Source organism: Streptomyces fuscichromogenes (genome assembly GCF_014645815.1).
In the GTDB taxonomy this organism is placed as follows: Bacteria; Actinomycetota; Actinomycetes; order Streptomycetales; family Streptomycetaceae; genus Streptomyces; species Streptomyces fuscichromogenes.
Genome location: NZ_BMML01000045.1, coordinates 1 through 26,363 on the forward strand (window position 1 = coordinate 1; position 26,363 = coordinate 26,363).

General features: G+C 69.4%; 22 protein-coding genes and 1 pseudogene. 9 read left to right on the plus strand and 14 right to left on the minus strand.

The window, feature by feature from the left end:
• Positions 1-777: 777 nt before the first annotated feature.
• A pseudogene (locus tag IEZ11_RS52680) lies at positions 778-996 on the plus strand (transposase); the annotation flags it as partial.
• 211 nt (positions 997-1,207) lie between these two features.
• Here the strand turns inward: IEZ11_RS52680 and IEZ11_RS51625 are convergent.
• From IEZ11_RS51625 to IEZ11_RS47525, 4 genes are all read right to left on the minus strand, one after another.
• Entirely contained in the window at positions 1,208-1,657 is a 450-nt protein-coding gene (locus IEZ11_RS51625; RefSeq protein WP_229713865.1) for a hypothetical protein, read from the minus strand.
• A gap of 566 nt (positions 1,658-2,223) precedes the next feature.
• On the minus strand, positions 2,224-2,757 hold the full coding sequence (locus tag IEZ11_RS51630) for a hypothetical protein (RefSeq protein WP_229713866.1): 534 nt from the start codon (positions 2,755-2,757) through the stop codon (positions 2,224-2,226).
• A 153-nt stretch (positions 2,758-2,910) separates the two neighbouring features.
• A complete protein-coding gene (locus tag IEZ11_RS47520; RefSeq protein ID WP_308426602.1) occupies positions 2,911-3,288 on the minus strand; it encodes a hypothetical protein in 378 nt (125 codons plus the stop codon).
• A gap of 77 nt (positions 3,289-3,365) precedes the next feature.
• The gene (locus tag IEZ11_RS47525) at positions 3,366-4,550 is read right to left on the minus strand and encodes a helix-turn-helix domain-containing protein (RefSeq protein WP_189269333.1); all 1,185 of its coding nucleotides are present in this window, start codon (positions 4,548-4,550) and stop codon (positions 3,366-3,368) included.
• Between the two features lie 595 nt (positions 4,551-5,145).
• On the opposite strand from IEZ11_RS47525, the gene IEZ11_RS47530 reads away from it, so the two are divergent.
• On the plus strand, positions 5,146-6,123 hold the full coding sequence (locus IEZ11_RS47530) for a hypothetical protein (RefSeq protein WP_189269334.1): 978 nt from the start codon (positions 5,146-5,148) through the stop codon (positions 6,121-6,123).
• On the opposite strand, the gene IEZ11_RS47535 is transcribed toward IEZ11_RS47530, so the two are convergent.
• Genes IEZ11_RS47535 through IEZ11_RS47545 form a run of 3 tightly spaced genes read right to left on the minus strand, consistent with a single transcriptional unit; the run spans position 6,098 to position 8,430 of the window.
• The gene (locus IEZ11_RS47535; RefSeq protein ID WP_189269335.1) at positions 6,098-6,667 is read right to left on the minus strand and encodes a transcriptional regulator; all 570 of its coding nucleotides are present in this window, start codon (positions 6,665-6,667) and stop codon (positions 6,098-6,100) included. The genes IEZ11_RS47530 and IEZ11_RS47535 overlap by 26 nt on opposite strands.
• Before the next feature lie 9 nt (positions 6,668-6,676).
• On the minus strand, positions 6,677-8,146 hold the full coding sequence (locus IEZ11_RS47540) for a helix-turn-helix domain-containing protein (RefSeq protein WP_189269336.1): 1,470 nt from the start codon (positions 8,144-8,146) through the stop codon (positions 6,677-6,679).
• Positions 8,143-8,430, minus strand: a complete 288-nt coding sequence (locus IEZ11_RS47545) for a helix-turn-helix transcriptional regulator (RefSeq protein ID WP_189269337.1) — start codon at positions 8,428-8,430, stop codon at positions 8,143-8,145. The genes IEZ11_RS47540 and IEZ11_RS47545 overlap by 4 nt, the downstream gene beginning before the upstream one ends.
• A 365-nt stretch (positions 8,431-8,795) precedes the next feature.
• On the opposite strand from IEZ11_RS47545, the gene IEZ11_RS47550 reads away from it, so the two are divergent.
• On the plus strand, positions 8,796-10,190 hold the full coding sequence (locus IEZ11_RS47550; protein ID WP_229713867.1) for a WD40 repeat domain-containing protein: 1,395 nt from the start codon (positions 8,796-8,798) through the stop codon (positions 10,188-10,190).
• Positions 10,191-10,223: 33 nt separating this feature from the next.
• Here IEZ11_RS47550 and IEZ11_RS47555 read toward each other — a convergent pair whose 3' ends face one another.
• The 4 genes from IEZ11_RS47555 to IEZ11_RS47570 form a co-directional block, all read right to left on the minus strand.
• Positions 10,224-10,364 carry a hypothetical protein gene (locus IEZ11_RS47555; protein ID WP_189269339.1) on the minus strand — a complete coding sequence of 47 codons (141 nt, stop codon included), beginning with the start codon at positions 10,362-10,364 and terminating at the stop codon, positions 10,224-10,226.
• Between the two features lie 232 nt (positions 10,365-10,596).
• Positions 10,597-11,664 (minus strand): histidinol-phosphate transaminase, encoded by a 1,068-nt coding sequence (locus IEZ11_RS47560; protein ID WP_189269340.1) that lies wholly within the window; start codon positions 11,662-11,664, stop codon positions 10,597-10,599.
• Positions 11,665-11,778: 114 nt separating this feature from the next.
• Positions 11,779-13,128: a 3-phosphoshikimate 1-carboxyvinyltransferase gene (gene aroA, locus IEZ11_RS47565; RefSeq protein ID WP_189269341.1), complete on the minus strand. Its 1,350-nt coding sequence runs from the start codon at positions 13,126-13,128 to the stop codon at positions 11,779-11,781.
• Between the two features lie 305 nt (positions 13,129-13,433).
• Complete coding sequence (locus tag IEZ11_RS47570) at positions 13,434-13,937, minus strand: flavin reductase family protein (protein ID WP_189269342.1); 504 nt, start codon at positions 13,935-13,937, stop codon at positions 13,434-13,436.
• A 567-nt stretch (positions 13,938-14,504) separates the two neighbouring features.
• On the opposite strand from IEZ11_RS47570, the gene IEZ11_RS47575 reads away from it, so the two are divergent.
• From IEZ11_RS47575 to IEZ11_RS47595, 5 genes are all read left to right on the plus strand, one after another.
• Positions 14,505-15,746, plus strand: coding sequence for an ATP-grasp domain-containing protein (locus tag IEZ11_RS47575; protein WP_189269343.1), 1,242 nt, complete (start codon positions 14,505-14,507; stop codon positions 15,744-15,746).
• A gap of 71 nt (positions 15,747-15,817) precedes the next feature.
• Positions 15,818-16,912 carry a DUF1611 domain-containing protein gene (locus IEZ11_RS47580; protein WP_189269344.1) on the plus strand — a complete coding sequence of 365 codons (1,095 nt, stop codon included), beginning with the start codon at positions 15,818-15,820 and terminating at the stop codon, positions 16,910-16,912.
• Between the two features lie 41 nt (positions 16,913-16,953).
• A complete protein-coding gene (locus IEZ11_RS47585; RefSeq protein ID WP_189269345.1) occupies positions 16,954-18,270 on the plus strand; it encodes an ATP-grasp domain-containing protein in 1,317 nt (438 codons plus the stop codon).
• 55 nt (positions 18,271-18,325) lie between these two features.
• Positions 18,326-19,075 (plus strand): iron-containing redox enzyme family protein, encoded by a 750-nt coding sequence (locus IEZ11_RS47590; protein ID WP_189269346.1) that lies wholly within the window; start codon positions 18,326-18,328, stop codon positions 19,073-19,075.
• A gap of 298 nt (positions 19,076-19,373) precedes the next feature.
• On the plus strand, positions 19,374-20,252 hold the full coding sequence (locus IEZ11_RS47595; RefSeq protein ID WP_189269347.1) for a phytanoyl-CoA dioxygenase family protein: 879 nt from the start codon (positions 19,374-19,376) through the stop codon (positions 20,250-20,252).
• Positions 20,253-20,286: 34 nt separating this feature from the next.
• Here IEZ11_RS47595 and IEZ11_RS47600 read toward each other — a convergent pair whose 3' ends face one another.
• Positions 20,287-21,447 carry an RNA-guided endonuclease InsQ/TnpB family protein gene (locus IEZ11_RS47600; RefSeq protein ID WP_373295076.1) on the minus strand — a complete coding sequence of 387 codons (1,161 nt, stop codon included), beginning with the start codon at positions 21,445-21,447 and terminating at the stop codon, positions 20,287-20,289.
• A 766-nt stretch (positions 21,448-22,213) separates the two neighbouring features.
• Between IEZ11_RS47600 and IEZ11_RS47605 the strand changes: the two genes are divergently transcribed.
• Complete coding sequence (locus tag IEZ11_RS47605; RefSeq protein ID WP_308426603.1) at positions 22,214-22,882, plus strand: transglutaminase-like domain-containing protein; 669 nt, start codon at positions 22,214-22,216, stop codon at positions 22,880-22,882.
• A gap of 719 nt (positions 22,883-23,601) precedes the next feature.
• On the opposite strand, the gene IEZ11_RS47610 is transcribed toward IEZ11_RS47605, so the two are convergent.
• Positions 23,602-24,651, minus strand: coding sequence for an LLM class flavin-dependent oxidoreductase (locus IEZ11_RS47610; protein ID WP_229713868.1), 1,050 nt, complete (start codon positions 24,649-24,651; stop codon positions 23,602-23,604).
• A gap of 269 nt (positions 24,652-24,920) precedes the next feature.
• Complete coding sequence (locus tag IEZ11_RS47615) at positions 24,921-26,222, minus strand: MFS transporter (RefSeq protein ID WP_229713869.1); 1,302 nt, start codon at positions 26,220-26,222, stop codon at positions 24,921-24,923.
• Positions 26,223-26,363: the final 141 nt, after the last annotated feature.

The window sequence follows — 26,363 nt, forward strand, 5'->3', positions numbered from 1 at the left end:
GCGCGCGGCCACGCTCCGCGGGCACGACGCGCCGGCCCTACGGGCCGGAAGCCCCCGGCCGCTACGCGGCCTAACTTCCTTGCTTCGCAAGAAAGTTGATGCGGTGTCACTCCGTGACACCGACGGAATTCGCTCCGCGAATTCCGAAAACCGCAGCTACAGGAGGAAGGCACTCACCCTGATCCCGAACTGATACTCCGTCAGTTTCATTTTCTGCCGGCACATTTAAATAATTTCTTTTAGGGTTTCAAGGCCCGATTTTCTTGAGGGGGTTAATTCCTCTCAAATTACTTTGAGGGATTATTTTTGGATAACTTATCAGAATTGAAGGTTGAAATTTGAACTCCGGCTCAGTGGGATACTGCAGAGCCTCACCCCATAGCAAAATCCTGTTTATCCACGAGTGAATGAACAGGACAACTGAAGGCCGGTCAGACAATCCGAGCATCCTCTGGCGGTGAGCTTCCGACAGACAAGACTTCATGGAGAGGCGCCTGCCAGCTTCGGCGGACGACGCCTGGAGTCTTCGTATACCAGCACAAGAACCGCAGTAACTAGCAAGTCGGCCAGGAATGCGTACGGCAGAGAACAGGGTCCCCAGCGGCAACAGCGCGGCCTTGGCTCCTTCCACTTCAGGCGTGCCCGAGACGGGAAGGGATCAGCAGACAACAACCAGTGCTCAGAGCTCTTAACAGGATCTTGCTGAGGTGCCCTGGTCGAGCGTTACCGATGTGATGATTCGATCGTTCGGGTCGTGTGACGACTCGGCCTTGGATCGTGGACGACGGCTTGTGGGCACGGATCGAACCGCTGCTCCCCCCCTGGCCCGAGCGGGCACCGGGGCCAAAACCGGTGGACGACCGGCTGGCCCTGCAGGGCATCTTGTACGTCCTGCACCAGGACATCGCTTGGCAACTCCTCCCCCAGGAGCTGGGGGTCGACTCCGGACAGACCTGCTGGCGGCGCCTGGCCCGCTGGCAGAGGGTCGGCGTCTTCGCGCAAATGCACCGCACCCTGCTCGCCGAGCTGAACACGGCCGGCGAACTTGACTGGACCCGCGCCTGCGTGGACGGCTCCCACGTCCGCGCGAAAAGAGGGGAGCCGCGAACGACGCCTCGAACTCCACAGTGCTTTCGTCTCGTTGGGCTGCAGCCTCATCTGCTGGAGGCGCTTCAAGAAGGCCGGATCATGATCGTGTCACGAGCTCTTAGCTCAGCTCCCTCTTTACCGCACGGAGCAGGTCTGCCTGAAGCGGTTCCAGGTGTACCCACCAGTCTGGGTACTGCGTCGGGTCGCGGGACACATCATGCAGCGCCCTGTTGTGTGCGATGAGGGGTCGTTGAAGATCGTCTGAACTAATGATCTCGATCTGCTTCTCGGCCAGCCAAAGTCGTTCAACCAGGCCCTTGATAGCTGGTGCGGCCTCCCCGTGCTCCCGGGCATCCAGCTCACCTTGCAGTTTGTGTGCTGCCTCCAGATAGCTGGAGATCGCAGCCTTGACTTCGGCACGGTGGGCGGCGCGCCCCTCCTCGGCGATTCGTGCTCGCGACTCCCGGGCGGCGCTGCGCTGCACGAGCAATGTCGCTGCTGCACCAACACTCACGCCGAGGAGGGGCACAAGGCCGACGACCAGGTCAGATGCTATTCCAGAACTCATCCGCTCAGTGTGGCTCTTGCAGGAGGCACCCGGGGGTTGGCCGAACAAAGTGGCCGACGCGCGGCCCGGATCAGGTCGGCTCCTCCGAGACCGGAGGCTTCCTCACACCAGTCACACCCGACCAGGGCACTTCAGCAAGATCCTGTTACGAGCTCTCAGCTTGTTCGTTATGGTCCAAGCCGCTTTGAGGATACGTGACGCGACCTGATCAGATGCTGAGTAGGGCCGTAGCCACATGGTCGCTCTCCTTGGGGGGGCGATCACTTACCGACCTGGATCGAAGGGGCCACCTCCACCACCGACCTGCCCAGCCTCCGGCACTTCGCCCAGCACCTCGAACGCGACCTCGACGCCGTCACCGCCGGCCTCACACTGCCCTGGAACTCCGACGTCGTCGAAGGACACGTCAACCGGATCAAGATGCTCAAGCGCCAGATGTTCGGCCGGGCTGGCTTCGCCCTCCTCCGCAAACGCGTCCTGCTCTACTCGTGAAGCCTGTGTTCAGGGCAAATAAGGCGTCACTGACTTTACATATTGTCGGTGCGCCGCTTGAAGTCACAGCATTGTCAGCGGACGGTCCACTCATCCCTAGGGATGCAGTCATGCACGGTGTAAGCCCAGCCGTCGAATCGCGCGAAGACCGGTCGTGACAGGAGGATGTCGCCGACTCGTTGCGCACGCACCATAATCCCGAGCTCGTCCGACGCCGCATCGCCCTCGACAGAGATCGTGGGGCTCATGCCGCGCCTCTCCTGATAGGCGTGGAACTCATCCGTCAGCTCGGAAGGCACCCGCCCAACCAGCTGCATCCCGTCCAGCGATACCAGCGGTCCGCACAGTGCGTCGACGGCTACGCAGGCGAGCCCGCCGGATTCCCTGTAGTAGACGGTGACAGCCCGCACGTACGCCGGGGCAGTCATCTCACGAAAGACAGCCTGGAGCACAAGGGCGCCGTGTCGCTGGTGCATGGAGGAGGCTGTCCCACTGAACTCCTGCAGCCCCATCGCGACGCTGGCTTCCTCGTGACTCATACCGAATCGGAGCGGGCCCACGCTCTCGAAGGGGGTGTAGTGCCACTGCACTCGATCGGAGTCGTTCACGACAGACCACATAGTCTGGCCATCTCACCACACGCCACTGACATCACACTCAGTGAGTCTTCCACGGAAAGTGAGCCAGAACTGGCCACCATCCACAAGGCCAGTCGTCGTCCTCTCGCCTGCCGACCCGAGGCTTCTCAGGTTTCACAGCAGTCACTCGGGGGCTTTCGACTCCTCGTCGGACAGCTTCTCCGCGTCGTCGTCCGGGGGCAGGGCGACAGCCCCGAGACGGATGCCGCGCGACTCAGCCACGCGAAGCGCGTCGGACAGGCCCTCGGACAGACGGGCCGTAATGAACCTCAGTTCGTGGAGGCCAAGTTTGTCCGGTCTGTCCAGCAAGCGGCGTGCATGAGCGAGCACTTCGCGCCCGTCCCGTACTTGCTCAGCTTCCATAGCGTCCGCCATGGAAGACAGCACACCGCCCTCACTTGCAGGCGACAGCCAGCACGCCTTGCCTTCATGCGTCCACGGCAGCAGTCTCAGCGCCCCCAGATTCCCGTCCGCGCCTTCGTGCATCGTTTCGTTGGCCATGCTTCGACGTTACGGATCGCAGATGACCTGCGTCGATGGCACTTTGACGGAGCGTCAGACAGAAGTGCCACGCAGTGTCACACGGGCAGTTGCACCAGGTCGGCAAGCTCTCGCATCTCGGGGGTCAGGGTCCGGCGCTTGCTCATGATGCGGCCGAGGACGTCTCGGGCGTACTGCTGGTTCGGGAGCCACTGATGGGAGCCCGTGCGGATCTTCTGGAACGTGTCCATGGCCTCCGCGTACTGCCGGAGTTGGGTGTGGGCGTTCGCCACGTCGAGCAGGTGGCGGTTCCGGTTGTTCGACGTCGGCTTCAGACTGTCTGCAGGGATGCGTGAGGCGAGGGTGAGCACCTTGTCCGGCTGGCCGATCACCATTGCGTTCTCTGTGCGTTTCAGGGCTACCGTGACTGGTCCGAAGGTTCGCAGGAAGTCGCCCTCGGGGGTGCACTCGTGTCCCATGGCTACGGCAGCCGAGTTGGCGAGCCGCAGAGCGTCTTCGGCCTCGCCGGGGCGGTTGTCTCGGATCGCTGCTGCCGACAGGCGGAGCAGGAGCCAGCCCCAGGTGCTCAGTTCGGATGGTGTGGCACGGGACATGCGTGGCTCGATCTCATCAGCCCAGTGCACGGCCAGCTCTCGGGCCTGGGCGAGTTTCCCGCGGCGCAGGAGGAGCCAGCACTGGGTGTTGACGGTCGCGGCTGTCTGGATGTGGTCGGTGGCGTCGTCGAGGGCGCGTTCCAGGGCCATCTCGGCAGCGTCGAACTGTCGCGTCTGGGTCATCAGCCAGCCGGTGAGCTCCAGGAGGCGGGCGCGCAGCGGCCGGCCGCGGGGGTCGGCTTCGGTGAGCGCTTCCGTGTCGCGCAGGAGTGGTGGGAGGACTGTCCTGAGTTCGTCGAAGCGGTCTCGGGAGAACAGGGGTGTGGCTGCCTGCAGTGCGTCGCGTACGCCGTTGTAGGTGGGTGTTTCGGAGGAGAGAACCGCATCGGGATCGGGAGAGGCTGTGAGAGCGGCGTGCACGGGTGCCCAGCGGTTTACTGTGTCCTGGCTGGCCGAAGCTTCGGCGTGCTCGGCGATGAGGCGTGTTGTGGGTACCTTCAGTGCGCTGGCGAGCTGGCGTGCGGTTTCCAGGCGTGTGTCGTTGCGTTCTCCCTGTTCCAGTTTGCGGATGAGTGAGAGGGAGACGCCGGAGAGTTCGGAGAGTTCGCGCTGGCTGAGGCCGCGGCGCTTGCGGGTGTCGCGGAGCTGTTCACCGAGGTTGGCGCTCATGCTTCGAGAGTACGGCGTGCAGCATTGCGGCAGGCTTCAGTGGGCGGTTCCGTTCTTTGGCGCACGAGAAGGTGTTGGTCCGGGTCAGGGGTGACCCGTGTGTCGCTGGTCTTGGTACTCGCAGGATGCGGCTGCCTGGTCGTCGTAGACGGGCACGCGCCTGTCGCTGTTGGGGGTTGCTGGCCAGAGTCCGCTGGGTGGCGGCGAGCAGCCGTACGGCGGCTTCGGCGATGAGTTGGTCTGCGGGGCGTGCGGCTGTGTCGGGTTTGGGTCCGAGGTCGTGCAGGTCGGGGGATTCTCTGATCAGCCTGATCAGTTCGGCGAGCCGGTCGCGTTGCATCTGGTTGAGCAGGCTGGGCGGGGCCGTCGTAGAGGGCGAGTCTGTCTGCGGTTCTTGGGTTGTGCGTCAGATCGCGAGGGGTGGGGCGTTGTCGGGGGTGGTCGGTGTGGGTGGGCTGTCTTGGGTTGGGGGTGGTCGGCGGGTCGAGTCCGGTGGTGGCTTGTCGGCTCCGGTGTTCGTACGTGTATTCCATTTTTCGATTGGTGTGTGAATTGTTTGCGTGCCGTTGTCAGTGCCCTGCCTGATGATCTGGGCATGAGTCTGACCAGTGAGCTCAAGAATCCGAACTCGGCCGTGTCCCGCTTCGTGCGGACGCATCTGCCTGCCACGGAGCGCGCGTCTGCCAGTTTGCGTGAGCAGTTGCCGCTGCGGCCGCTCACTCTCAGGCCGCAGGGCGCGCAGCGGTTTGACTACCGCAGTCTGGGCCGTGCCATCGATCGGCGGTTACGGGTGGCTTTCGGTTCGCCCGTCGACAGCGCGCTGGCGGCGGGTGTCGCCTACGCGGGCGCTGATGTGGCGGGGTTGTCCACCCGTGCTGCGGGCCAGGCGGTGCAGGAGGTGGGGCATGCGCTGCTGTCCGAGTTGAAGGGGCAGCCGGCGGCGTCCGGTGGCGCCATGACGCGGTCTGGCGGCGAGGAGGAGCGGCTGGCTCGGCTGTGCTTCGTGGCATCGCATTTCGAGGAGATTTTCCGGGCGGGGCTGCGTCCCGGGAATCCGCTCCTGCAGCTTGGTGCCGATGCCGGTCTCGACGACCTGCTCGGTGAGGTCCCCTCCTACGTGCCGGGCGACATTGCGCGGCAGGTGGAGCTGGCTGGAGCGGATCACGCTCTCGGGTGGGTGACCCGGTTGCCGGTGGACGAGCGGATCTGTGCTCCTGTCTTCTCGGGCAGTAGGGATGTCGGTGGTGCGGATGCTGATTACATCGCCGGTGGCTGTCTCATCGATTGCAAGGCGACCATCCGTCCCGACCGCGTCGACGCGGGGGCGTTCCACCAGTTGGCCGGGTATCTGCTCCTGGACTACGAGGATGGGTACTGCGTGAGCAGGGTCGGTCTCTATCTGTCGCGGCAGGGGCAGTTGATCGGCTGGACGGCTGAGGAGTTTCTCGGTCTCTTGGGTGCTCGTCAGTCGCTGTCCGGGCTCAGGGCTGCGTTTCGTCGTGCTTTGGCCGGGCCGTCGGTTCCGGAAGCGGTGTCCGGCCTGGTTGTCAGGCGGCGAATCCCACGGAGGTGACGTACTCGTATTTTCCCCATTGGGAGCCGAGGTTGACGATCTGGTCGATCCAGGCGCTGTCGAGTGCCTGGGGGTCTCCTTGGGACCAGGCGTCGATGATGGCGTCCCAGGTGCGGATGTTGAGTCTGCGGTATTCGAGGACGCGTTGGTGGGGGGCGGGTACGTGGCTCTGGTCGAGGGGGTGGATCTCCACTCGGGTTCCGCCGTTTGCGTTGAGGCGGCGGAGGAGGTGGCGGGCGACGTTGTGGCGGCGCAGTGTCCGGTAGGCGGTGTCGATTTTTGCCAGGTTGGCTTTGTTGGGGCGTTGGGTTCCGGTGAGCCAGGCTTTGAGGGTGCGGGGGGTGACGGTGATGCCGGCTTGGCGTATGGCGTTGTGGCCGGCGGCTGAGCGGGTGAGGTAGCGCAGGCGGGCGGACAGGCCGCGGGGGGAGGTGAGGGGGGAGGCGATGTAGCCGGCGAGGGAGTCGAGGACGCGGGCTGCGGCTTCGCTGCCGCGTTCGCCCTTGGCGCCGTAGTGTCCGAAGTCGTGTGTTCTGTCGGGCATGTGGGGTTCTTAGTGCCTGCCGGCGGGGAGGGTGTAGACGTCTTTCACTTTTACCTGTGTCACGTCGCGGCCTTCCGTGAATGCCTGTCGCCAGTCGCCGGCGATGTGGAGTTCGTCGGTTCCCATGACGCGCATGACGGCGAGTCCGGCTGTGTGTGCTTTATGGGCTTTGAGCCAGAGGTTGACGAATGCCTGCGAGCGGATGATGTGCATCCAGTCGGGTCGGTAGAGTTCCCGGTTGTAGTTCGACTCTCCCATGGTGGACACGAACTTAGAATACATGGATTTCACGTATTCCAGGGTGACTTCGTCTTCCTCGGTGATGGCTTTTTCGCGGGCGTCGCGCAGGGTCTGGCGAAATTTTTCGAAGAGTTGTTCCGTCGATCCCGAGGTCCAGGATTCGTGGATGACCGGGGGGTCGCACAGGGGGCCGTACGGTTCGGTGGCGAGGCGCTGGAGGAGGCGGAGGGTGGGTTCGGTGACCCAGACGGGGCCCGGTTCTTCGCGGTTGCCCAGGGGGTTGGGGAGGTGGGGGTGGTGGTCCCAGTCGGGTGGGGTGATGAGGTGGATTCCTGAGCGGCGGCGGGAGTGGACGTTTCCGGTGGAGTGTTCGAGGGCGCCGAGCGGGAGGTGGGTTTTCAGGGCGGAGAGGTAGGCGCCGTTGATGTCGAGGGCGGTGATCTCGGTTGTGCCGGGTGGTGCGTCGTGGCGCGCCCAGTGGGGGCGGGCCTCCCATACCTCGTCGGCGCCGTGGGCGGACTTCTTGCGGAGGATGTCGGGCAGCGGCGGGTGGCCGACGATGTCGTAGCGGGCGCCGGTGCGGCAGGCGTCGAGCAGGGCCATGGCGTCGGGGATCGCGCGGCGCTGCAGTTCGGCGGTGGCTGCCCCCAGGTCGCCGGCGTGTGTGTCGAGGGCTTCGTGGACGGCTTGTGTGATCAGTTCGGGGGTGCGGCCCTGGTTCTGGGGGGTGCGGTGGCGGGCGGGTGGCTGCGGGTGCCGGGGCGGTGGTGTGGCGGGGGCGGGGGCTTCGGGGTGGGGGGTGTCGGGCGGGTTCGGGGCCTGGGGGGTGCAGTCGGCGGGGTGGAGGTGCTGTGGGTAGCCCTCGACCTGGTCGGTGGCGGGTGCTCCGCACAGGACGCAGGGCTGGGGGGTGGGCAGGGGTTCGTCTTCGTCCGCTGCGGTGGTGCTGTGCCGGTCTGTGGGGTCGGTGGTGGGGTGGGGTGGTGTTTCGGTGGGGGTGTGCAGTCTTTTCTGGGCGCCGGTGAGGAAGTAGGCGTACTTCTCGCGGATTTCGCCGCTGGGGTCGCGTCCCTGTTCCCAGCCGCCGATCGTGGAGGGGCTCACTCCCAGTGCCTGGGCCAGCTGGGTGCGCGAGAGGTTCAGCGCCTGGCGCAGGGCGCGCCGCTGCTCGGCGGGGGGCAGGGCGGCCGGTTGGCGGGCGGCGGCCAGGAGTGCGTCGATCGCGTCGAAGTCGGTCATCGTGGTGTTCCCTGGGGGGCGGGGTGCGGGGGGCGTCGGCGGTGAGGGGGCAGGGTGTCGCAGGCCCGGGTGGGGCCGGCGAACAGGTCCAGGGCGTCGATCCCGTAGTGCGCGGCAAGGGCTTCGCAGTCGCTCAGGCTCCATGCCGCGCTGCCGGACTGGCGGCGGCTGATCTGCGTCTGGCTGACGCCCAGGGCGGCGGCGAGGTCCGCCTGGGACTCCCCCGTGATCTGCATGAGCGCGGCTGCGGCTGCCCGTACGCGCTCGCCGAGCGTCATCTTCATGGGGCCACCCTAGAAGATCTATGCATTTTATGCATGAAGTTTAGTCAAAGCGCATGGCTTTGCGTCGGCGTCACGGGGGTGCACGTCCCGCAGACCGTGGATTCGGAAGGCCGCCCGACGAGCATGTCGTCCCTGCCGCCGCTGACGGTCGCGTTCGGCGGTGCGGTCGCGTTCGGGCGGTGGGGCGTGCCGGGCGGCGGGCGATGCGGCTGTCTGTCCGGCTCGTTCTTTCCCCGGGCCGGTTCCCGTTGATTGGTGCTGGGGAAGGGGCTGCCCATCAACTTCGGGGCCGGGTGAACTCGTTGTGGCGGTGAGGCCGGCCCGTGGTTGCGTGGCCGGTGTGCAGGGAGTGCCGGAGATCCGCGGTGGCGTTCAGTCCCGGCGGCGCTGGGGTCGCGGCGGCCTCGGGCACGGCGGTGGGGCTGTGGGACGTGGCCTCGGGCAGGTGGCGTGCCGCGCTCAAGGGCCGCACCGGGGCCGTCTGGTCGGTGGCGTTCGCCCCTGACGGTCGTCTGCCGGCCAGCGGCGGCGAGGACGGCACCCTGCGGCTGTGGAACACGGCGACCGGCAGGCAGAAGGCGGTCCTGCCGGGTCTGCAGGTGCGGGACACGGTGACGGGGAGGCGCAGGACGCTCCTGCCCGGCAGCGGCGCCCAGGTGTGGTCACTGCCCTTCAGCCCCGACGGGCAGACCCTCGCCGGGAGTGTCGGGTACGCCGTGCGGACCTGGCCGGTCCGGTCCATCGCCCTGCCGCACGGGGGCGGCAGCGGTGCGGGCCGTGTCCTGGTCACCGACCGCACCGGCCCGGCGCGGTCGGTGGCGTTCAGCCCGGACAGCCGCACGCTGGCCAGTGTGGGGGCGGACAGGGCGCTGCGGCTGACCGGTGTGGCCGCGGCCGGGAGCCGGGTCGTCGTCACGGGGCACACGGACGAGGTGAACGCGGTAGCGTTCGGCCCGGACGGGCGGATGCTGGCCACCGGCAGCGACGACGGCACGGCGCGGCTGTGGGACACGCGCACGGCGGTGTCGCGGCTGGTTGTGGCGTACCGGTCCGTCGTCGTGGGGGCCGTCTTCGTCCCCGGCGGCCGCGGTCTGGTCGCCTTCTACAAGGACGGCACGCTGCGGCGGTGGGACACCTGCGCCGGCACGGCGCGTGTCCTGGCCACCCGCCGCACCCGGCCGGTGTCGTCCCTCGCCGTCAGCCCCGACGGCCGCACCCTCGCGACCGGCTCGTACGACAGGACGGTCGAGCTCGGGGACCTGGCGACGGGAGCCGTCCGGGCCACCCTCACCGGCCACACCGGCACGGTCCGCGCCCTCGCCTTCAGCCCTGACGGGCGGAGCCTCGCCAGCGGCGGCGAGGACCGCACCGTACGGCTGTGGGACACCGGCACCGGGAGGCAGCGGACGGTGCTGACCGGCCACGGCGATCAGGTGCGGGCGGTGGCCTTCAGCGCTGACGGCGACACCGTGGCCAGCGGCGGCGACGACCGCGCCGTGCGGCTGTGGGACGCGGCCACGGGGCAGCTGCGGACCACGGTGACCGGTCCCGCCGAGCCGCTGAGGTCGGTGGCTTTCGGCCGTGACGGCCGCACCCTCGCGACCGGCAGCGACGACGGGACCGTGCGGCTGTGGCACCTCACGCTGCTCGGTCCGCGGCAGGCGGCCGCCAGGATCTGCTCCGCCGTGCACCGGGACTTCACGGCACGGGAGCGGTCCGCCTACGTCGGCGGGCGCCGGCGCGCCGTCTGCCCGGCCTGACCACCGGTGCCTGTCTTCGGCACCCGGTCTTCCTCAACCGAGATCGAAGGAGAAGCAGATGTCCATGCCCGTATTCAGACGTGTCTTCGCGATGGCGAGTGCCATGGCGGCCGCGGCGGTGCTCTTCGTGACGCCGGGCGCGAGCGCCGCCTCGTCGGCTCCGTCGGGGTTCACCCTGGTCGGGCACGGTGACGTGTCGGCCAGCGTGGTGGACGGACTGTACTACTGGGTGAACGCCGCGAGCACGCAGTGCCTGCACCAGGACTGCAGCGGCGGGAGCGCGCACCACGGCGTCCTCGCGTGGCACTGGAGCGGCGGGGCCGCCAACGAGACGTGGTACGGCGAGCAGTGGGCCGTGTCCGGGTCTGCCCGGTGGCCCTGTCTTCATGCGGGTGGGGCGGGGTCTTCACGTCGGCCAGTCGGCCGCGATCTTCAGCAGGCGGTCGTTCTGTTCGGGGGTGCCGACGGTGATGCGTGCTCCCTCGTCGGCGAAGGGGCGCACCATGACTCCTGCCGCCTCGCATGCGGCGGCGAAGGCGGGTGTGCGGGTGCCCAGGCGCAGCCAGACGAAGTTGGCCTGGCTGTCGGGGACGGTCCAGCCGGCAATCCGCAGTGCGCAGGTGAGGCGGGTGCGTTCGGTCACCAGGGTGCGTACGCGCTCGAGGAGTTCGGGCCGGGCGTTCAGGGAGGCGCGTGCGGCGGCCTGGGCGGGTCCGCTGACGCCGAAGGGCACGGTGCAGGCGCGCAGTGCGGCGGCGACCGGCGGGTGGGCGACCGCGTAGCCGACGCGCAGCCGTGCCAGGCCGTAGGCCTTGGAGAAGGTGCGCAGGACGGCGACGTTGGGGCGGTCGCGGTAGCAGGTGATGCCGTCGGGTACGTCGGTGTCGTCGACGAACTCGCGGTAGGCCTCGTCGAGGACCACCAGGACGTGGGCGGGTACCCGGTCGAGGAAGCGGTCGAGTTCGGCGCGGTGTACGGCGGTGCCGGTGGGGTTGTTGGGGTTGCAGATGAGGATCAGGCGGGTGCGGTCGGTGACGGCGTCGGCCATGGCCTTGAGGTCGTGGCGTTCGTCGTGCAGGGGGATCGGTACGGGGGTTGCCCCGGTGGCCCAGATGAGCTGCGGGTATGCCTCGAACGAGCGCCAGGCGAAGAGTACTTCGTCGCCTTCGCCGGCCGCGGCGCGCAGCAGGTCGCGGGTGACGCCGAGGGATCCGGTGCCGGGGACGAGGTGGTGCGCGGGGACCGTGAGGGCTGTGGACAGTTCGGTGACGAGTTCGCTGCTGGTGGGGTCGGGGTAGCGGTTGACGCGGCCGAGTTCCTCGCGCAGGGCGGCGATGACCGACGGGAGCGGGGGGTAGGGGTTCTCGTTCGAGGAGAGTTTGTCGACCAGGTCGCTGGGGGCGGGGCGGCCGGGGACGTAGCGGGGCAGGCCGGAGATGTCGGCGCGTAGCCGGGGGGCTGGTGCAGGGGGCATCGGGGACTTCCTGACCGGGAGGGGCGGACGGTCCGTGCAGGGGGCGGGGGCGGGGGTGTGCCGTACGGGTGCGCGGGCCGGGGTCCGGCCCGCGCACCGGTGGGTTCGTCGTGGTCAGCCGAGGGCCTGGGCGGGTTCGTTCTCCTCCTGGACGGCCGCGGTGCGTACTCCGGCGGTGGTGAAGTCCTCCAGGAAGGTGGGGAAGGACAGCCGGACGTCCTCGAAGCCGGAGAACCGGTTGGCGGACCGCATCCGCAGGCCCGCCAGGAACAGCGACATGAAGATGCGGTGGTCGCCCCAGCTGGACAGGGTCACCCCGCCGGGGTAGGTGCGTGCGCCGCGGACCTCGAAGCCGTCGCAGATGCCGTTGTCGTACAGGACGTCGATGTCCACGCCGGCGCGGGTCAGTTCGGCGGCCATGGCCTCGATGCGTGAGGCCTTGTGGAAGCGGGTGAGGCGTCCTCCGGTCACCCGCAGGCTGCCCTGTACGTAGGCGCCGAGGGCGGCGAGGGTGGGCACGATGTTGGGGCAGTCGCGTACGTCCACCTCGAAGTTGCCGCGCAGGCTGCCGGGCGGGTTGTCGACGGTCAGCAGGGAGGCGTCGCGGTCGAAGGTGACGCTGACGCCGAGCTGCTGGAGGATGGGGACGATCGCGAACTCGCCCTGCATGCTGTCGCCGTAGGCGTTGGTGAGGACGGTGCGGCCGGGGAAGAGGGCGGCGGCGGCCAGCAGGTAGGAGGCGGAGGTGTAGTCCTCGTGGATGGTGATGTCCTGGGCCTGGTAGGCGGAGGGTTCCACCTGGTAGTGGCGCATGTCGTCGGAGGCGGAGACCTTGATGCCGGCGTCGGTCAGGCTGGCGAGGGTCTGGCGGATGTAGGACTTGGAGTAGACCTCGCCGCTCACCTCGATCTCCACCGGGCCCTGGGCCAGCGGTGCGGCGAACAGGACGGCGGTGATGAACTGGGAGCTGATGTCGCCGGGCAGGTGGCAGGTGCCGCCCTTGAGGCCGCGTCCCCAGTTGACGACCGGGGCCTTGTTCTCGCTGACGATGGACTCGATGTCCGCGCCGAGTTCGCGCAGTGCCTGCAGCAGGGGTTCCATGACGCGGTTGCGCAGGGTGGCGTCGCCGGTGACCACGACCGGTGAGGGCTGTACGGAGGCCAGGGCGGTGACGATGCGGAAGACCAGGCCCGAGCCGCGGGACTGGATGACGCGTCCGATGGGGGGGAAGGTTCCCGCGATGCCCTGGATCTCCAGGTGTCCGTCGTGCTCGGTGATCGTGGCGCCGAGGGCGCGGCAGGCGTTCTTCATGGTCTGCGTCTCGTCGCAGCGCAGGTCGTTGAATATGCGTGATGTGCCCTCGGCCAGGGTGGCGGTCAGAATGGCCCGTTGTGTCTCCGGTTTCGAGGAGGGGATGCGGAACGTTCCAGAGAATGAATTGATCGGAGCGACCTTCAGCAGCATCGTCGTATCTCCCGTTTCCCGTCATTCGCCGTGTGATACCTGTGGATACGATGTCGCTCGGCCGTCCGGGCCGGCGATATTCGTGGAGCGAGATGGTGTGGCCCGCTGCCCGGGATTTTTTGTGCCGGGCGGGGGGCGGTGTGCGGGCCGTTTGCCGGCGCACGGCGCCGTTCCTCGGGGGTGGGGCGCATGAGGAATTGTGTGTCCCGTGCGGCGGGCGGGCAATAGGCCGATCTGCCCATGGAATTGCGGTCCGGGGCGGTCCGGGGCCCCTCTGTGCCGCCGGGGGTTCGCGGCTTCGGTGTTCAGGCCAGGAGGCGGAAGGACCTGTCGTAATAGACCATGGGGGTGCGGGTGTTCTCGCCCAGGCGGGTGGCCGCCACCCGGCCGATGAGGACGGTGTGGTCGCCGGCGGGGTGGCGGGCGTGCGTCTCGCAGTCCAGCTCGGCGAGCGCGCCCGTCACGGCCGGCAGTCCGCCCAGGGTGCGGGACAGGCCGCCGGAGGCGAACTTGTCGGCGCCCTTGGTCGCGAACCGCTGGGCCAGCGGCTGGTGTTCGGGGCTCAGCACGCTCACCGCGAAGCGGTCGCAGGAGGCGAACGCCGTATAGGAGTCGGCCGAGTTGGCCAGGCACACCAGGATCAGCGGCGGGTGTGCGGACACCGAGCAGAACGAACTCGCCGTGAAGCCGCGCGGCACTCCGTCGCCGCCCAGGGTCGTCACCACCACGACCCCGGCCGCGAACCGGGCCATCGCCGCCCGGAAGTCCTCGGAGCTCGCGCGCCGTACCGTCTGCGTCGCCTCCGTCATGGCCTGCCACCACCTGTCCCGCGAGAATTCGGTCCGGTTTCGGGGCCCGGATGCACAAGGGGCCGTGTCCCCGCTGTGTGCGGGCCGCAGTGGCGTCCGCGGGGCGGGGACGAACGTGCCGTCCATCCGCCCGGGGTTTCGGTGCCGGGCGGCAGGAAGGCGGTTCCCGTTCGGTTTCCCGGTGCGCACGGCGGCCCGTTCCGGTCGGTGGGGGCACGATATGAATTCTGTGTTCCGTGCGGCGGGCGGGCAATAGGCCCATCTGCCCATGGAATTGCCGGCAGGGGGCGGTCCGTTCCCCGGGAAGGGTGCTGTGGCGCACGGCGGGGAGAGCCGGTGCGCGGGGCGTGCGGGGTCCGGGCCGGGGTGGCCGGGACTTAGGTCCTATTCTGGCCGGGCCGCTGCCGTGCGAGGCTGAGTGAGCGCGTTCGACGTGTCGGGGACCGTGGCCGGGATTTCAGTTCCGGTTTCGTTCTTTCGGTTTCCGAAAAGGCCCGCCGGCGTCGCCGTGAACCGGCCGTCCGGCCGGGCCTGTCCATCCATTGGTGAACCGTGAGGACGTCAGCCATGTCCGGCGCAATCCTGTACCTGAACCGCTGGCCCCTGTACGAGGACGAGCGGCGCTGGGAGAACCGGCTTGCCGCTCCCGAGATCATCTTCAGTCCGGAGACGGACCGTGTCACGTACGTCTGTGACGAGGGCGGCCTCAGTTCGGTGCCCGCCGGCGCCGAACGGGTCCATGTCGTGGCGGACTTCGCCGACCTGGACGGCGTTCTGCGGGTCGTGGACGCCGTCGTGGCCGAGGAAGGCCCGTTCGAGCACGTCATCGGGTTCTCCGAGTTCCTCCTGGACCTGGCGGCGACGCTGCGCGAGCGCTACGGCATCCCCGGCCCGGGTGCCGGGGAGACCGCCCGGTTCCGCGACAAGACCGTCATGAAGGAGACGCTGGCGCGGGCCGGCCTGCGGGTGCCGCGGTGGGCGCCGTGCCGCTCCGAGGAGCAGGTGGTGGCGGCTGCCGAGGAGTTCGGCTACCCGGTGATCGTCAAGCCGGTGCGGGGGGCGGCCAGCCAGGGCGTGCACAAGATCGCCTCGGTGGGCGAGCTGCGGGCCCTGTGTGCCGGACAGAGCCTGCACGGCCTGGAGATCGAGGAGTTCGTGCAGGGGGAGATCCTGCATGTCGACGGTGTCCTGGACGCCGCGGGCAAGCCGCTGTTCCTGTGCACCTCGCGCTATGTCGCCACCTGCCTGGACTTCGAGGTGCTGGGCGAACCGCTGGGTTCCGTCTTCCAGACCGATCCCGCGGTCCGCGAGCGCTGCGAGGACTTCGCGGTGCGCTGTCTGACCGCGCTCGGGCTGCGGAGCTCCGCCTTTCATCTCGAACTCTTCGACACCGGGCAGGAGCTGGTGTTCCTGGAGGTCGGTGCCCGGGTGCCGGGGGCCGACGTGTCGTACGTCATCCACGACGTGCACGGCGTGAACATGTTCCGGCTGTGGGTCGACGTGCTGCTCGGGCACCCGGTGGAGCTGCCCGTCTTCGATCCGGAGCTGAGCGGCGGCTGGCTGATGGTCCCGGGTCCCAGGCCGCTGCCCCAGAAGGTCACCGGCGCCACCCCGCTGCTGGGCGAGGTTCCCTACGTGTACCGGGAGCTGGTGCCCAGGGCGGGTGAGGTCCTGGTGCCGCGTCCCGGGTCGTACGCCACGATCCAGGGCGGCCGGTTCCTGTTCCGGGGCGGCAGCCAGGAGCAGATCGAGGCGGCCGTGCGCCAGGCGCGGGCGCAGTACCGCCTGACGGCGGAGCCGGTCGCCTAGAGCGCCTGCCGCTCCCCCGCCCCCCATCGTGTGCCATCCGCAACCGAACCGACGAGTCTGTGGAGGAAGACATGGCTCAGTTGAACCATGCGGAGCTGGTCGACAAGAAGTTCGTGCTGTTCGCCGAGGGGTGCTTCGGGCTCTTCACGAGCAAGATCGGCGCTTCGCTGCTGCGTTATCGCGGGGACCGCTGTGTCGCCGTGATCGACAGCCGCAAGGCCGGCCAGACCGTGCAGGACGTCCTCGGCTACGGCGGTCCGATCCCGATCGTCAGCCGCGTCGAGCAGGCGCTGCACCTGCAGCCCGAGGTCATGATCATCGGGAAGGGTCTGCACTCCGCCGAGCTGCCCTCCGGCTGGAAGCCGCATCTGCTGGCGGCCGTCCAGAGCGGCCTGCACATCATCAACTCGATCCACTACCGGCTCACGGACGACGCGGACATCGCCCGGGTGGTCCGGGACAAGGGGATCACCGTCTGGGAGACCAAGGACGCCCCGAAGGTGCCGCTGAACAAGGCGCGGGTCCTGGATCTGGACGCCTGGATCGTCCACACGTGCGGCAGCGACTGCAACATCGGCAAGAAGACCACCGGCCTGGAGATCTGGAACGAGGCCAACCGGCGCGGCATCCCCACCGGGTTCGCCGCCACCGGCCAGAGCGGCATCCTGATCTCCGGCCACGGTGTCGCGGTCGACGCGGTGCCCGGCGACTTCATGGGCGGCGCCGTGGAGCAGGTCGTCATCCAGGCCGCCGCCGGCAACGAGTGGGTCGTCGTGGAGGGCCAGGCCGGCCTCAACCACATCCAGGGCAGCGGTGTCGCCCTGACCATCCTGCACAGCGCCCTGCCGCACGCCCTGGTGTTCTGCCACCGCCTGGGCGCCGAGCGCACCAAGGTCTGGGAGACGCCCATCCCCCCGATCGCCGAGATCATCCGCATGAACGAGGAGCTCAGCGGTGTCCTGCGGCCCGCCAGGGTCGCCGCCATCAGCGTCAACAGCGTCGGCTTCAGCGACGAGGACTACCGGCGCGAGGCCGAGAAGCTGGAGGCCGACACCGGGCTGCCCGTCGTCGACCCGATCCGTGAGGGCAGCGCCGCCCGGCTCGTGGACATCCTGCGCGCCCACCAGCTCGAGACCGCCCACCAGCAGCCGGCCCGCCTCAGCTGAACACCGGGGCCGGGCCCGGACCATTGCGAGGAGATGCACAGATGAACAGAGCGGTCCTGCTCCTCATGCACCAGGGCAAGTCCTACACCGAGGAGGCCGCCGCGGCCGCCTCCCGGCTCGGCCTGTCCCTGGTCGCCGTCACCTCCCGGCCCAGGACGCCGGAGGTCCTCGAGGAGACCCTGCGCCACCTGGCGGACTGCGTGGTCACCGAGGAGAGCGAACTGCACTTCGGTGACGTCGAGAAGGCCGTCCGTGAACTCGCCGACCGCGGCTACCGCGTCGAGGCCGCCCTCGCCAGCTTCGAGGGCTACCGGCTCCTGATGGCCGAGATCAACCAGCAGCTCGGCGCGCGCGACTGCGCGGAGCCCGCGCTGCGCCTGTGCCTGGACAAGTACGCACTGCGCCGCCACCTGTTCGCCGAGGGGCTCAGCGAAGTCCGCGTGCACCGGCTCGCCCCCGGGGCGGTCCCCGAACTCGACCCCGCCTCCCGCTGGTTCGTCAAGCCGGTGCGCGGTGCCGCGTCCTTCGCGGCGTTCATCCTGGAGAGCACCGACGACCTGGCCGACCTGCCCGCGATCCAGGCGCAGATGCGCGCCGACGGCTCCATGAAGGCGATCTTCATGGACCGCTACGACTTCCTCGCCGAGGAGTACGTCGAGGGCCCGGAGTTCAGCTTCGAGACGTTCGTCCTGGACGGGCACGTCCACCACCTGTGCGTCCACGAGAAGGCCCGCGTGGAGCGCCTGGAACGCACCACCCTGGAGGGGATGTCGGTCAGCCCGCCCGTCAGCCTCGGCCGTGAACTCGTCCTTGAGGGAGCCGACTTCGTCACCCGCTGCCTCAAGGCCCTGGAAGAGCACGGGCTGAGCGCCGGCGCCTTCCACATCGAGGCCAAGTACTGGGAGGCGAAGAAGCGCTGGGAGATCATCGAGATCAACCCGCGGATGGGCGGCAGTCTCATCGACCCCAGCGTCCGCACCGTCACCGGGCTCTCCTTCTTCGACCTGTGGACCGAGGCCCTGCTCCTGCCCGACGGCCCCCAGGACGCCTTCCACGAGCGGCTCACCCGCGCCTCCCAGCTGGAGGCGCTGCGCACCGACACGCCCACCCCGGCGACGGTGTTCCTCAGCAAGTACGGCCAGAAGGGGCGCACCGTCGACTCGATCCGCTTCGACCCGCCCACCCGGCCGCCCCGGATCCTGCGCGTCCACGTGGGCGAGGGAACCGAACTCGCCTCCTCCGACCGGGCGATCTGCCTGATGGACGCCCTGTGGGACGTGTCGGCCGACGACCTCGAGGCCGAGACCGCCTTCCTGGAGCGGCACGCGGACGAGCACTTCCACGTCCGCTACCGCTGACCGCAATTTTTCGTGAACACCCCCGCACACACCTCTTGCCGAGAAGGAGAACGCGATGAACCGCGTACGGAACACCGGGATCACCCACCCCAAGCCGTTCTACGACGCGGAGCAGAGCCGTCTGAAGAAGGCCGAGCTCGACCGCTACCTGGACAAGAAGATGGCCGAGTGGAAGGCCACCGTCCCCTTCGCGTCCCACCTGAGTGAACCCTCCCTCCACCAGGCGTACTACCGCCGTACCCTCATCGAGCACGTGTGGCGGATCCGCCTGTCCCGGGTCAGCCAGTCCAAGGCCATCGCCAAGATCGCCCAGGTCTCGCCCCGGGCCGCCCGGGACTACGCGCAGTACCAGGCCGACGAGATGCTCCACGACCGGCTGTACATCGGTGACGCCGCGGCCGCCGGGGTCACCGAGGAGGAGATCCTCGCCACCGAGCCCTACCTGTCCACCCGCCTGTTCGAGGGCTTCTTCTACTACGCCCTGGAGCACGAGTCGGCCCTCGCGCCGGTCGTCTCCAACTACCTGGTGGAGTACACGCAGGTCAAGCTCCAGCCGGCCATCGTGGACAACCTCCAGGAGCAGCTCGGCAAGGAGAGCGTCAAGGGGCAGGCCGCCCACCTCCACGTCGACACCACCGAGGACCACTCCCAGGAGATGTGGGACATCCTCCACCAGCTGATCTTCAGCGAGGAGGACTTCCAGAAGGTGTTCAAGTACATCGACGACGTCCAGGAGATCCTCGCGATGTTCTTCCGGGAGATCTACGAGGACACCGTCGCCCTGCAGGCGCAGAGCGCCGTGTGACCCGCGCGCGCCCGGCACGCCCGGCCCGCCGTGTGCCGGTCGCACGGCGGGCGCGTGCCGGCACGCGCAGAGCGCCGTGTGACCGGCATGTCCCGGGCCCGCACCGGCCGCCGGCCGGTGTGCGGGGCCCGGCCGCGGGGCCGGCCGGCGGCGCCTTCGGGCCCTGACGGGTCCGGCGGGCTGCCGCCGTCCGGCGGACCCCCGCACGGCCCGCTCCCCCGCCGCCCTCGCCGCCCCCGCCGTCCTGAGGCCCCGCCGTCCTGAGGCCCTGCCGCCCCGCCAGAAAGGAACCCCGCGCATGTCCACGCCCACCGACACGTTCGTCAAGGAGTACCGCGAGAACGGCTTCGCGGTCGCCGAGCGTCTCTTCGACCCCAGCGAAGTGGCCGAACTGAACGCCGCCATCACCCAGATCCTGGACGTCCCCGACATCGGCTCCGTCGCCGAGGTGGAGCCGGGCGACCAGGGCATGGCCCGCCGGATCTGGTCACCCACCAAACAGCACACCGCGTTCGAGCGGGCCGCCGCCCACCCCCGCCTCCTCGACCACGTCGAGGCGCTCATCGGCCCCGACATCCTCTTCCACTACAGCAAGCTGCACCTCAAGGCCCCGCACGTGGGCAGCGTCGTCGACTGGCACCAGGACTTCGCCTACTACCCCCACACCAACACCGACCTGGTCACCGCCCTGGTCTACCTCGACGACACCACCACCGAGAACTCCGCCCTGCAGACCGTCCCCGGCTCCCACCGCCACGGCCTCGCCGACCACTACGTCGACGGCTACTTCCGCGGCAAGATCAGCGGCGCCGGCGCCCCCGACCCCGCGCTCGCCGTTCCCATCGAGGCGCCCGCCGGCAGCGTGGTCTTCATCCACTGCCTGCTCCTGCACTACTCCTCCCCCAACCGCTCCGACCGCTACCGCCGCGCCTTCCTGCCCGCCTACCGGGCCGCCGACGCCTACCCGGTCCACTTCGGCCCGCACGCCGGCCACAACGAGGCCGGGGTGAAACTGCTGCGCGGCAGCGTGTCGGACACCGCACGGGTGGAAGCCGGGGCCTGGCGGCTCCCGCTCGCCGAGCGCCCCTTCGGCTCGCTCTTCCAGCTGCAGGAGGGCGCCGGCAAGACCACGGCCGCGGCCGCCACCGGGTACGCCACGCTCCAGGAGACGAATTGAATCCTCCCCTCCCTGAAGGGAGGGGATTTCTGGCTCAGGCCGCCTCCTGGAGCAGCGCTCCAGGAGGTCTTGCGCCATCGGCACCAGCCGGGTCGAGACCAGCCCGGACGAGCATCACGCGTGCGGAGTTCTTGTCCCTGGGGGACACGGTCCGGCATGCGCTGCAGGTGTAGGTGCGCTCACCCAGCGGCAGTGCGTGCTTGGCTCTCGCTCCGCAGTGCGCGCAGTCCATCGTGGTGTACGCGGGGTGGACAAGGCGGATGTCCCGCCCGTGCTTGCGACCCATCTCGACCAGAGCCGCCTTGGTGGCGCCGATGGCGGCGTCAGCGGCTTTACGCGCCATGGTGGTCCTGGCCAGGAACCTCGGCTTGAAGTCCTCGACGGCGACAGCATCGTGGTCACGGACCACCTTCTTGGCCCACTTACGGCCGGTGTCCTCCCGCTGCCGGGCGACCTTCTTGTACGCCTTCGCGCGCAGCCGCCTCGCCTCGCCATAGCCCTTCGATCCCGGCTCTCCCTTGTCCGGTCTGCGGCGGGCCATCATCCGGTCGTACCGGCACAGCTTCGCCTGAGCCTTCCTGCCGTGCCCAGCGTGGGGGAGGTCGTGGTCATCGGACGTGGTGGTGGCGGTCTCCTTCACACCCCAGTCCACGCCGGCCACCCGGCCGGTCTCCGGCAGCAACTGCTCCTGGGCGGGGACGACGAACGAGGCATACCAGTGCCCGAGGCTGTCCTGGTACACGCGCACCGAGGACGGCCCGGCCGGCAACTCCCTCGACCACACCACCGTCACGACGATGCCGCCCGCCAGATGCAGCCTGCCGTGATGCAGCCGGAAGCCACGCCGGGTGTAGTTCAGGCTCGCCCGCGCCTCGCGCTTCTTCTTGTGCCGCGGCATACCGGCCCGGCGCGTCATCGGCAGCCGCCCCCGGACGTCCTTGCGCACCTTGGCACGGGAGCGTCCGAAGTCACGGATGACCTGCTGCTGGGGAACCGACGAACCCTCACGCAGCCACGGCGTACGAGCACGGGCCCCGGTCAGCATCCGATCGAGCTGCGCCGGACCACACGTCTGCTTCTCCTCGGTTGCCTTGTTGTGCAGGTGCACGGCCCTGGACTTGGCGACACACTCGTTCCACACCCAGCGACACCGGTCCCACTCCGCCGACAGGGCACTGCGAGCGGCAGACGACACGCGCAACCGGTAAGTGTACCGGGCATGACCCACGCCGCCAGTCCCCGCCACTTCAGTCACTCCAACACCCCCACTCTCGTTCCCATCACCCGCCCTGCCCTGCCCTGCCCTGCCCTGCCCTGCCCTGCCCTGCCCTCACACGAGCATATGAGCGAGATTCGCACACCTACATACAACTCCCGCCACGACCACCCCCATCAGCGAACGCAGGCACACACGTTCGCCATCGCGCGGCTCCGCCGGGCGAGCGCGGTGACGCTCCGCGCCCACGGGCCCGTGACAGCGACGCGGAGCGTCGCTGTCACGGGATGCGATTCCTCCCCGGTGTGAACGCCGGGGCCTCCTCGCAAGACACCAGGTGAAGTCAGCGCAATCCTCGCCGGTGAGACGACACGGCTTCGCCTGTTCTCGCTGCGGCTGTCGTGTTCCGCCTGCGGCCGGTGCCGGAAAGCCGGTTGGGTCCCCTGGCGCGGGCGGCGTGCCTGGGGCCTCGGCCGTCGGCTCAGGACGTCTGGACAATTGCGGGCAGATTTTGACACGGTGAGGCGCACCGGCCCGGTAATCGAACGTGCGGCTGATGCTGTCCAGGGGTCCGGCCATGCCATCCGCCCGCCTCGCACCAGACGCCGCAGCCTTCCATGCCGCGCAGAGCGCTTTCTCCGGCCCCGGAAATCTCGCCCCGCTCTACGCCGACTTACCGGACGACCCGGCCCGACTCGCCCGCACAGCCCGGGATCAGGTGATTCACCGTCTGGAAGGCGGGCCGTTGCGCCGTGTCATCCCGCAGGACCGCCTGCACAACGACGCCGAGACGCGTTACACCGACGGCATCCTGGAGATCATCACCGAGCGGAACGACGCCCCGCTGGCACAGCGACGCGAGGCCGGTGACCGCTTCGTCGGGGTCTGCAGGGACTTCGCGCTGCTGCACTGCTCGTTCCTGCGCCACGCGGGCATACCGGCGCGCCTGCGGTCCGGCTTCGCCGACCACCTCGGCTCGGACGGATTCCACGCCGGCCACGTGGTCACCCGGTACTGGGACACGGAGCGGGGCTGGCTGTTCGCCGATCCGCAGCTGGCGAACCCGGCGGTCACCGACGCGCGGAAGGCGGACTTCGACCCGATGGACGTGCCGCGCGGCCGCTTTCTGGCCGCGGGCAACGCGGGGCAGGCCATCCGGACGGGCGAGGCGGACCCGAAGACCTTCGGACTGCACTCCCCGGAGGAGGGGCCGATGGGGGCGGGAGCGGGCGGCAACACACTGATGACGGACGCGGTCCGCGAGCTGTACGACCGGGCCTCGCTGGTGGTGTGCGACGGCGTTCCCTTGGATGCGGCGCAAAAGCCGTCCGCCGAGAACGAGGGGCTGCGGACACCGAGGACGGTGCTTTCGCCGGCACCGTCCAACGGTTCGAGCGAGGTCACGCTCCGGTGATACCGCAGGTGACCGGCCATCCGTCTCCGACCGGCCGCCGGCTGACCGCTCGGCTGCCGGCCCGGCATCCGGCGGGTGGCCCCGCAGGACATCGTGAGGCCGGTCGCGGCGAAGGGGAGAGCCGGGAGGTGCTCGGCGGCTTCGCCCGGGCCGGTGCCCCGGGCGGGGATGTCCGGGCGGCGTGCGACGGACTCGGCGACGGCGCGCACGGGTACGCCGGTTTCTGCCGCCGCGCGGCGGGCCGCCCCTGAGGGTGCCTTGCCGAGCGGGAGGGCGAACAGGTCCCCGACGTCGAGCACATGGGCGGCCGGCCCTCGGTCGGCTCCGTCTCGTCTTCCACGCAGCGGAAGACTCCGGATGCGCGTGCGAACCTGATCCGTGCGGGGACAAAGCCCCGCCGGTCCCGCTCGCCGTGCGTGACCGGCGCGACGGCGACGAGGACGGTCCGTGCGCCGCGCCGCCCGCAGCCGGCGCGCGTGAACGGGATCGCCGCGCGCGGGTTGCGCCTGGCGGCCTCGTCGCTGTCTCCGCCCCTGCCGGTGCCGATCAGGGTCTTGCCGGTACCGGCGAGTCCGTCTCCGAGGGCGGACACCACGCCGCGGTCCTCGGCCACGGCGCCGGTGCGGTCGGGGCGAGCGGTCCACGGCAGGCCCGGCCCCCGCGGCGGCGGGCGCCGGTGCCGGCGCGGTCACCCCCGGGAAGGCCGGGCCGGACAGTGCTCAGGCCGCCTTCTGCCCGGCGCGTTCGAGCCGGCGCAGCAGCGGCAGCACCCGGGTGTAGAAGATCCGCATCTCGTCACGGGTCGGCCAGCCGGAGAAGATGAACTCGCTGATCCCGGCCGCCTTGTACTCGTAGAGATACGCGGCGACCTCCTCGTAGCTGCCCACCACGCAGAGCGCCGGCCCGCCGCGATATGCCACGGCGCCGGAGAACAGCATGGGAGAGAGCCAGTCGGACTCCGCGGTCTGGGCCAGCTGGAAGGAGGTCTTCACCGCCACGGAATCGGAGGAGGCCACGGCCGCCGCGATCCGCTTGCGGTGTTCCTCGTCGGGATCGCCCATCATCGCCGCGAGATCCGCCAGCGCCTGCGCGCGGGTCTCCCTCGCCAGCACATGCATGCGCGTTCCCACCCGGCCGCCCCGGGTCAGGACGGACTTCGCCGCCGCGGCCATTCCCTCGGGCGTGTCGCCGTAGCGCAGCCAGCAGTCGCCGTGGTCCACGGCGGTCTGCTGTGCCACCTCCGACGCCCCGCTGATGTATATCTCGGGACGGCCTCCGCCCTTGTATCCCAGGCCGATCTCCGCATCCTCGATGCGATAGTGCTCGCCCTTGTAGGACAACGGGGTCTCACCGCGCCAGAGTCCGTGGAGAATGTCCAGGAACTCGTTGGAGCGGGCATAGCGCTCGTCGTGGGCGAGAAAGTCACCGTAATACGCCTGCTCGACCGGGGAAGCACCGGCGACCAGGTTGAGGGATATCCGCCCGTCCGACATCCAGGAGACCGTGTTGACCACCTGGGCGAAGAGCGTCGGTGAGAGCAGTCCGGGGCGGTAGGCGAGGAGGAACTTGACGCGCCGGGTCTCGCGGACCAGGGCGCCGAGCATCGGGAGCGGATCGGGCATGTGCGCGCCGATCCCCATGAGGAGCGAGTCCACGCCCAGCTCGTCCGCCTCCTGCGCGAATTCGACGATCCCGTCGAAATCGAGCTGGCCGACCCTGTACTTCCCCGACGCCTTCTGCTGCCCGCTGAGCGGCGAGTTCCAGTGCACTCTCAGCTCGTTCGAATCCGACTGCGGTTGGCCTGAAAAGCCGCTGGCGTCCAAGACTTCACCTTCCGATCGCTGAAAATCCGACGCCCGGGCCGCAGTACGCGAGAATCAGCCGGCCAGTGAACAAAATCCGTCCTGGCGAATACCCGGGTGGTTTCCCGAACATGTTGTTCGCGCTGTCCCAGCCTCGCACGCCAGCGGCCCGGTCAGAATAGGACCTAGGTCCCGGCCCGTGCGGTGACGGCGTGCGGCGCCGGGGGCGGTGAACGTCAGGGCCGGCCCGGGCTGTGCGCGCGCAGGCGGTCGGACCAGTTCACGACGAGCGGCACGGCCTGGCCGACGGCGAGGAAGAGGGCTCCCATGACCAGCCAGCCCGGCCCGCCCCAGCCGATGCAGACCAGGCCGAGCAGCGGCGGCCCGACCGCGTTGGACAGGCCCTGGCCGATGGCGAACAGCCCCGAGTACTGGCCCTGTGCGTGCTCCGGGGCGAGACCGAAGGACAGCTCGAACGAGCCGGCGGTGTGCCACAGTTCGCCCACCGTGTGGGCGACCACGCCGAGCACGACGACGGCCATGGCGACCCATCCGGGCGCACCGCCCGCCGCCGCGATGAGCGCGGTGGCCAGGAGGAACGCCGCTCCCGCACGGCGCACCGTGCGGCCGGCCGCCGCGTTGTTGTCGACGCCGCGGCTGACCCGCACCTGCAGGCAGACCACGAGGGCGGTGTTGACCGCCACGCTCGCGCCCACGAACCACCGCGGGGCCTGGGTGTGCCCGATGATCCACAGCGGCAGGGCGAAGATCAGCACCTGGGTCTGGATGGACATGAGGCCGTCCAGGACGGTGAGGACCACGTACGGCCTGTCCTTCAGGGCCGGCCAGCGGCCGCCCTCCGCCGGGGCCTTGACCGTTGGCACGGACGGAACGCGGGAGGTGAGGGCCGCGGAGAGGAGGAACGCGACGGCGGTGCCGAGGATGAGGCTCACGTACGCGGTCCTGGTGTCCAGTTGGACGACGACGCCGGCTGCAAGCGCACCGCAGCCGAGCGCGATGTTGTTGAGGGCGCGCAGGTAGGAGCGGTAGCGGGTGGGGTTCGGGGCGCCCAGGGCGCGGGTCAGCGGGCCGCGGGCGGCGGTGCCGGCCGAGACGGCGAGCTCGGCCACGCACAGGAACGCGATCAGCGGGGGAACGGTGCGCACGAACACCAGGCCCGCCACGGCGAGAGCCTGCACGACGACCGCGAGCCGGAAGACCTCGCGCGGGCCGCGCCGGTCGGCCAGGCGGCCGACGGGGACGCCGGCCGCGAGTCCGATCAGGGCGGCGGTGCCCAGGGCGAATCCGACCCGGGCGACCGGGAGGCCCACGGAGCGGGTGAAGAACAGCGCGGCCCCGGAGATGAAGAGGCCCTTGCCGATCTGGTTGATGAACGTCGCGGCGGCGAAGGCGCGTTTGGGGCTCGTCTCGGGGATGAGGCCGCGGGCCACCAGCCAGGCCGGCAACCCTCCTGCGGTGCCGTTCCCGGCCGCCGCCTGCGTCGGTGCGCTCTGCGGGGGCTGAATCCTGGTGTCCACCTGGCTGTCCTCCGTTTCTGGGTGATGGCGTGTGCGCGGGTGTCCTCATGCCGGGCACGCCGTCCACGCCGTTCACGCCGCCTGGCCGGCGAGCGCTTCCGGGTACTTCGCGTGCTTCCGGGTTCTTCCGGGTTCTTCCGG

Coding starts and splice junctions, on each gene's coding strand:
- IEZ11_RS51625 (WP_229713865.1), bottom strand. CDS start 1,657: ATGAGTTCTGGAATAGCATCTGACCTGGTCGTCGGCCTTGTGCCCCTC.
- IEZ11_RS47520 (WP_308426602.1), bottom strand. CDS start 3,288: ATGGCCAACGAAACGATGCACGAAGGCGCGGACGGGAATCTGGGGGCG.
- aroA (WP_189269341.1), bottom strand. CDS start 13,128: ATGCTGCTGAAGGTCGCTCCGATCAATTCATTCTCTGGAACGTTCCGC.
- IEZ11_RS47580 (WP_189269344.1), top strand. CDS start 15,818: ATGGCTCAGTTGAACCATGCGGAGCTGGTCGACAAGAAGTTCGTGCTG.
- IEZ11_RS47540 (WP_189269336.1), bottom strand. CDS start 8,146: ATGACCGACTTCGACGCGATCGACGCACTCCTGGCCGCCGCCCGCCAA.
- IEZ11_RS47560 (WP_189269340.1), bottom strand. CDS start 11,664: ATGCCCCCTGCACCAGCCCCCCGGCTACGCGCCGACATCTCCGGCCTG.
- IEZ11_RS47530 (WP_189269334.1), top strand. CDS start 5,146: ATGAGTCTGACCAGTGAGCTCAAGAATCCGAACTCGGCCGTGTCCCGC.
- IEZ11_RS47545 (WP_189269337.1), bottom strand. CDS start 8,430: ATGAAGATGACGCTCGGCGAGCGCGTACGGGCAGCCGCAGCCGCGCTC.
- IEZ11_RS47590 (WP_189269346.1), top strand. CDS start 18,326: ATGAACCGCGTACGGAACACCGGGATCACCCACCCCAAGCCGTTCTAC.
- IEZ11_RS47575 (WP_189269343.1), top strand. CDS start 14,505: ATGTCCGGCGCAATCCTGTACCTGAACCGCTGGCCCCTGTACGAGGAC.
- IEZ11_RS47535 (WP_189269335.1), bottom strand. CDS start 6,667: ATGCCCGACAGAACACACGACTTCGGACACTACGGCGCCAAGGGCGAA.
- IEZ11_RS47595 (WP_189269347.1), top strand. CDS start 19,374: ATGTCCACGCCCACCGACACGTTCGTCAAGGAGTACCGCGAGAACGGC.
- IEZ11_RS47570 (WP_189269342.1), bottom strand. CDS start 13,937: ATGACGGAGGCGACGCAGACGGTACGGCGCGCGAGCTCCGAGGACTTC.
- IEZ11_RS47585 (WP_189269345.1), top strand. CDS start 16,954: ATGAACAGAGCGGTCCTGCTCCTCATGCACCAGGGCAAGTCCTACACC.
- IEZ11_RS47525 (WP_189269333.1), bottom strand. CDS start 4,550: ATGAGCGCCAACCTCGGTGAACAGCTCCGCGACACCCGCAAGCGCCGC.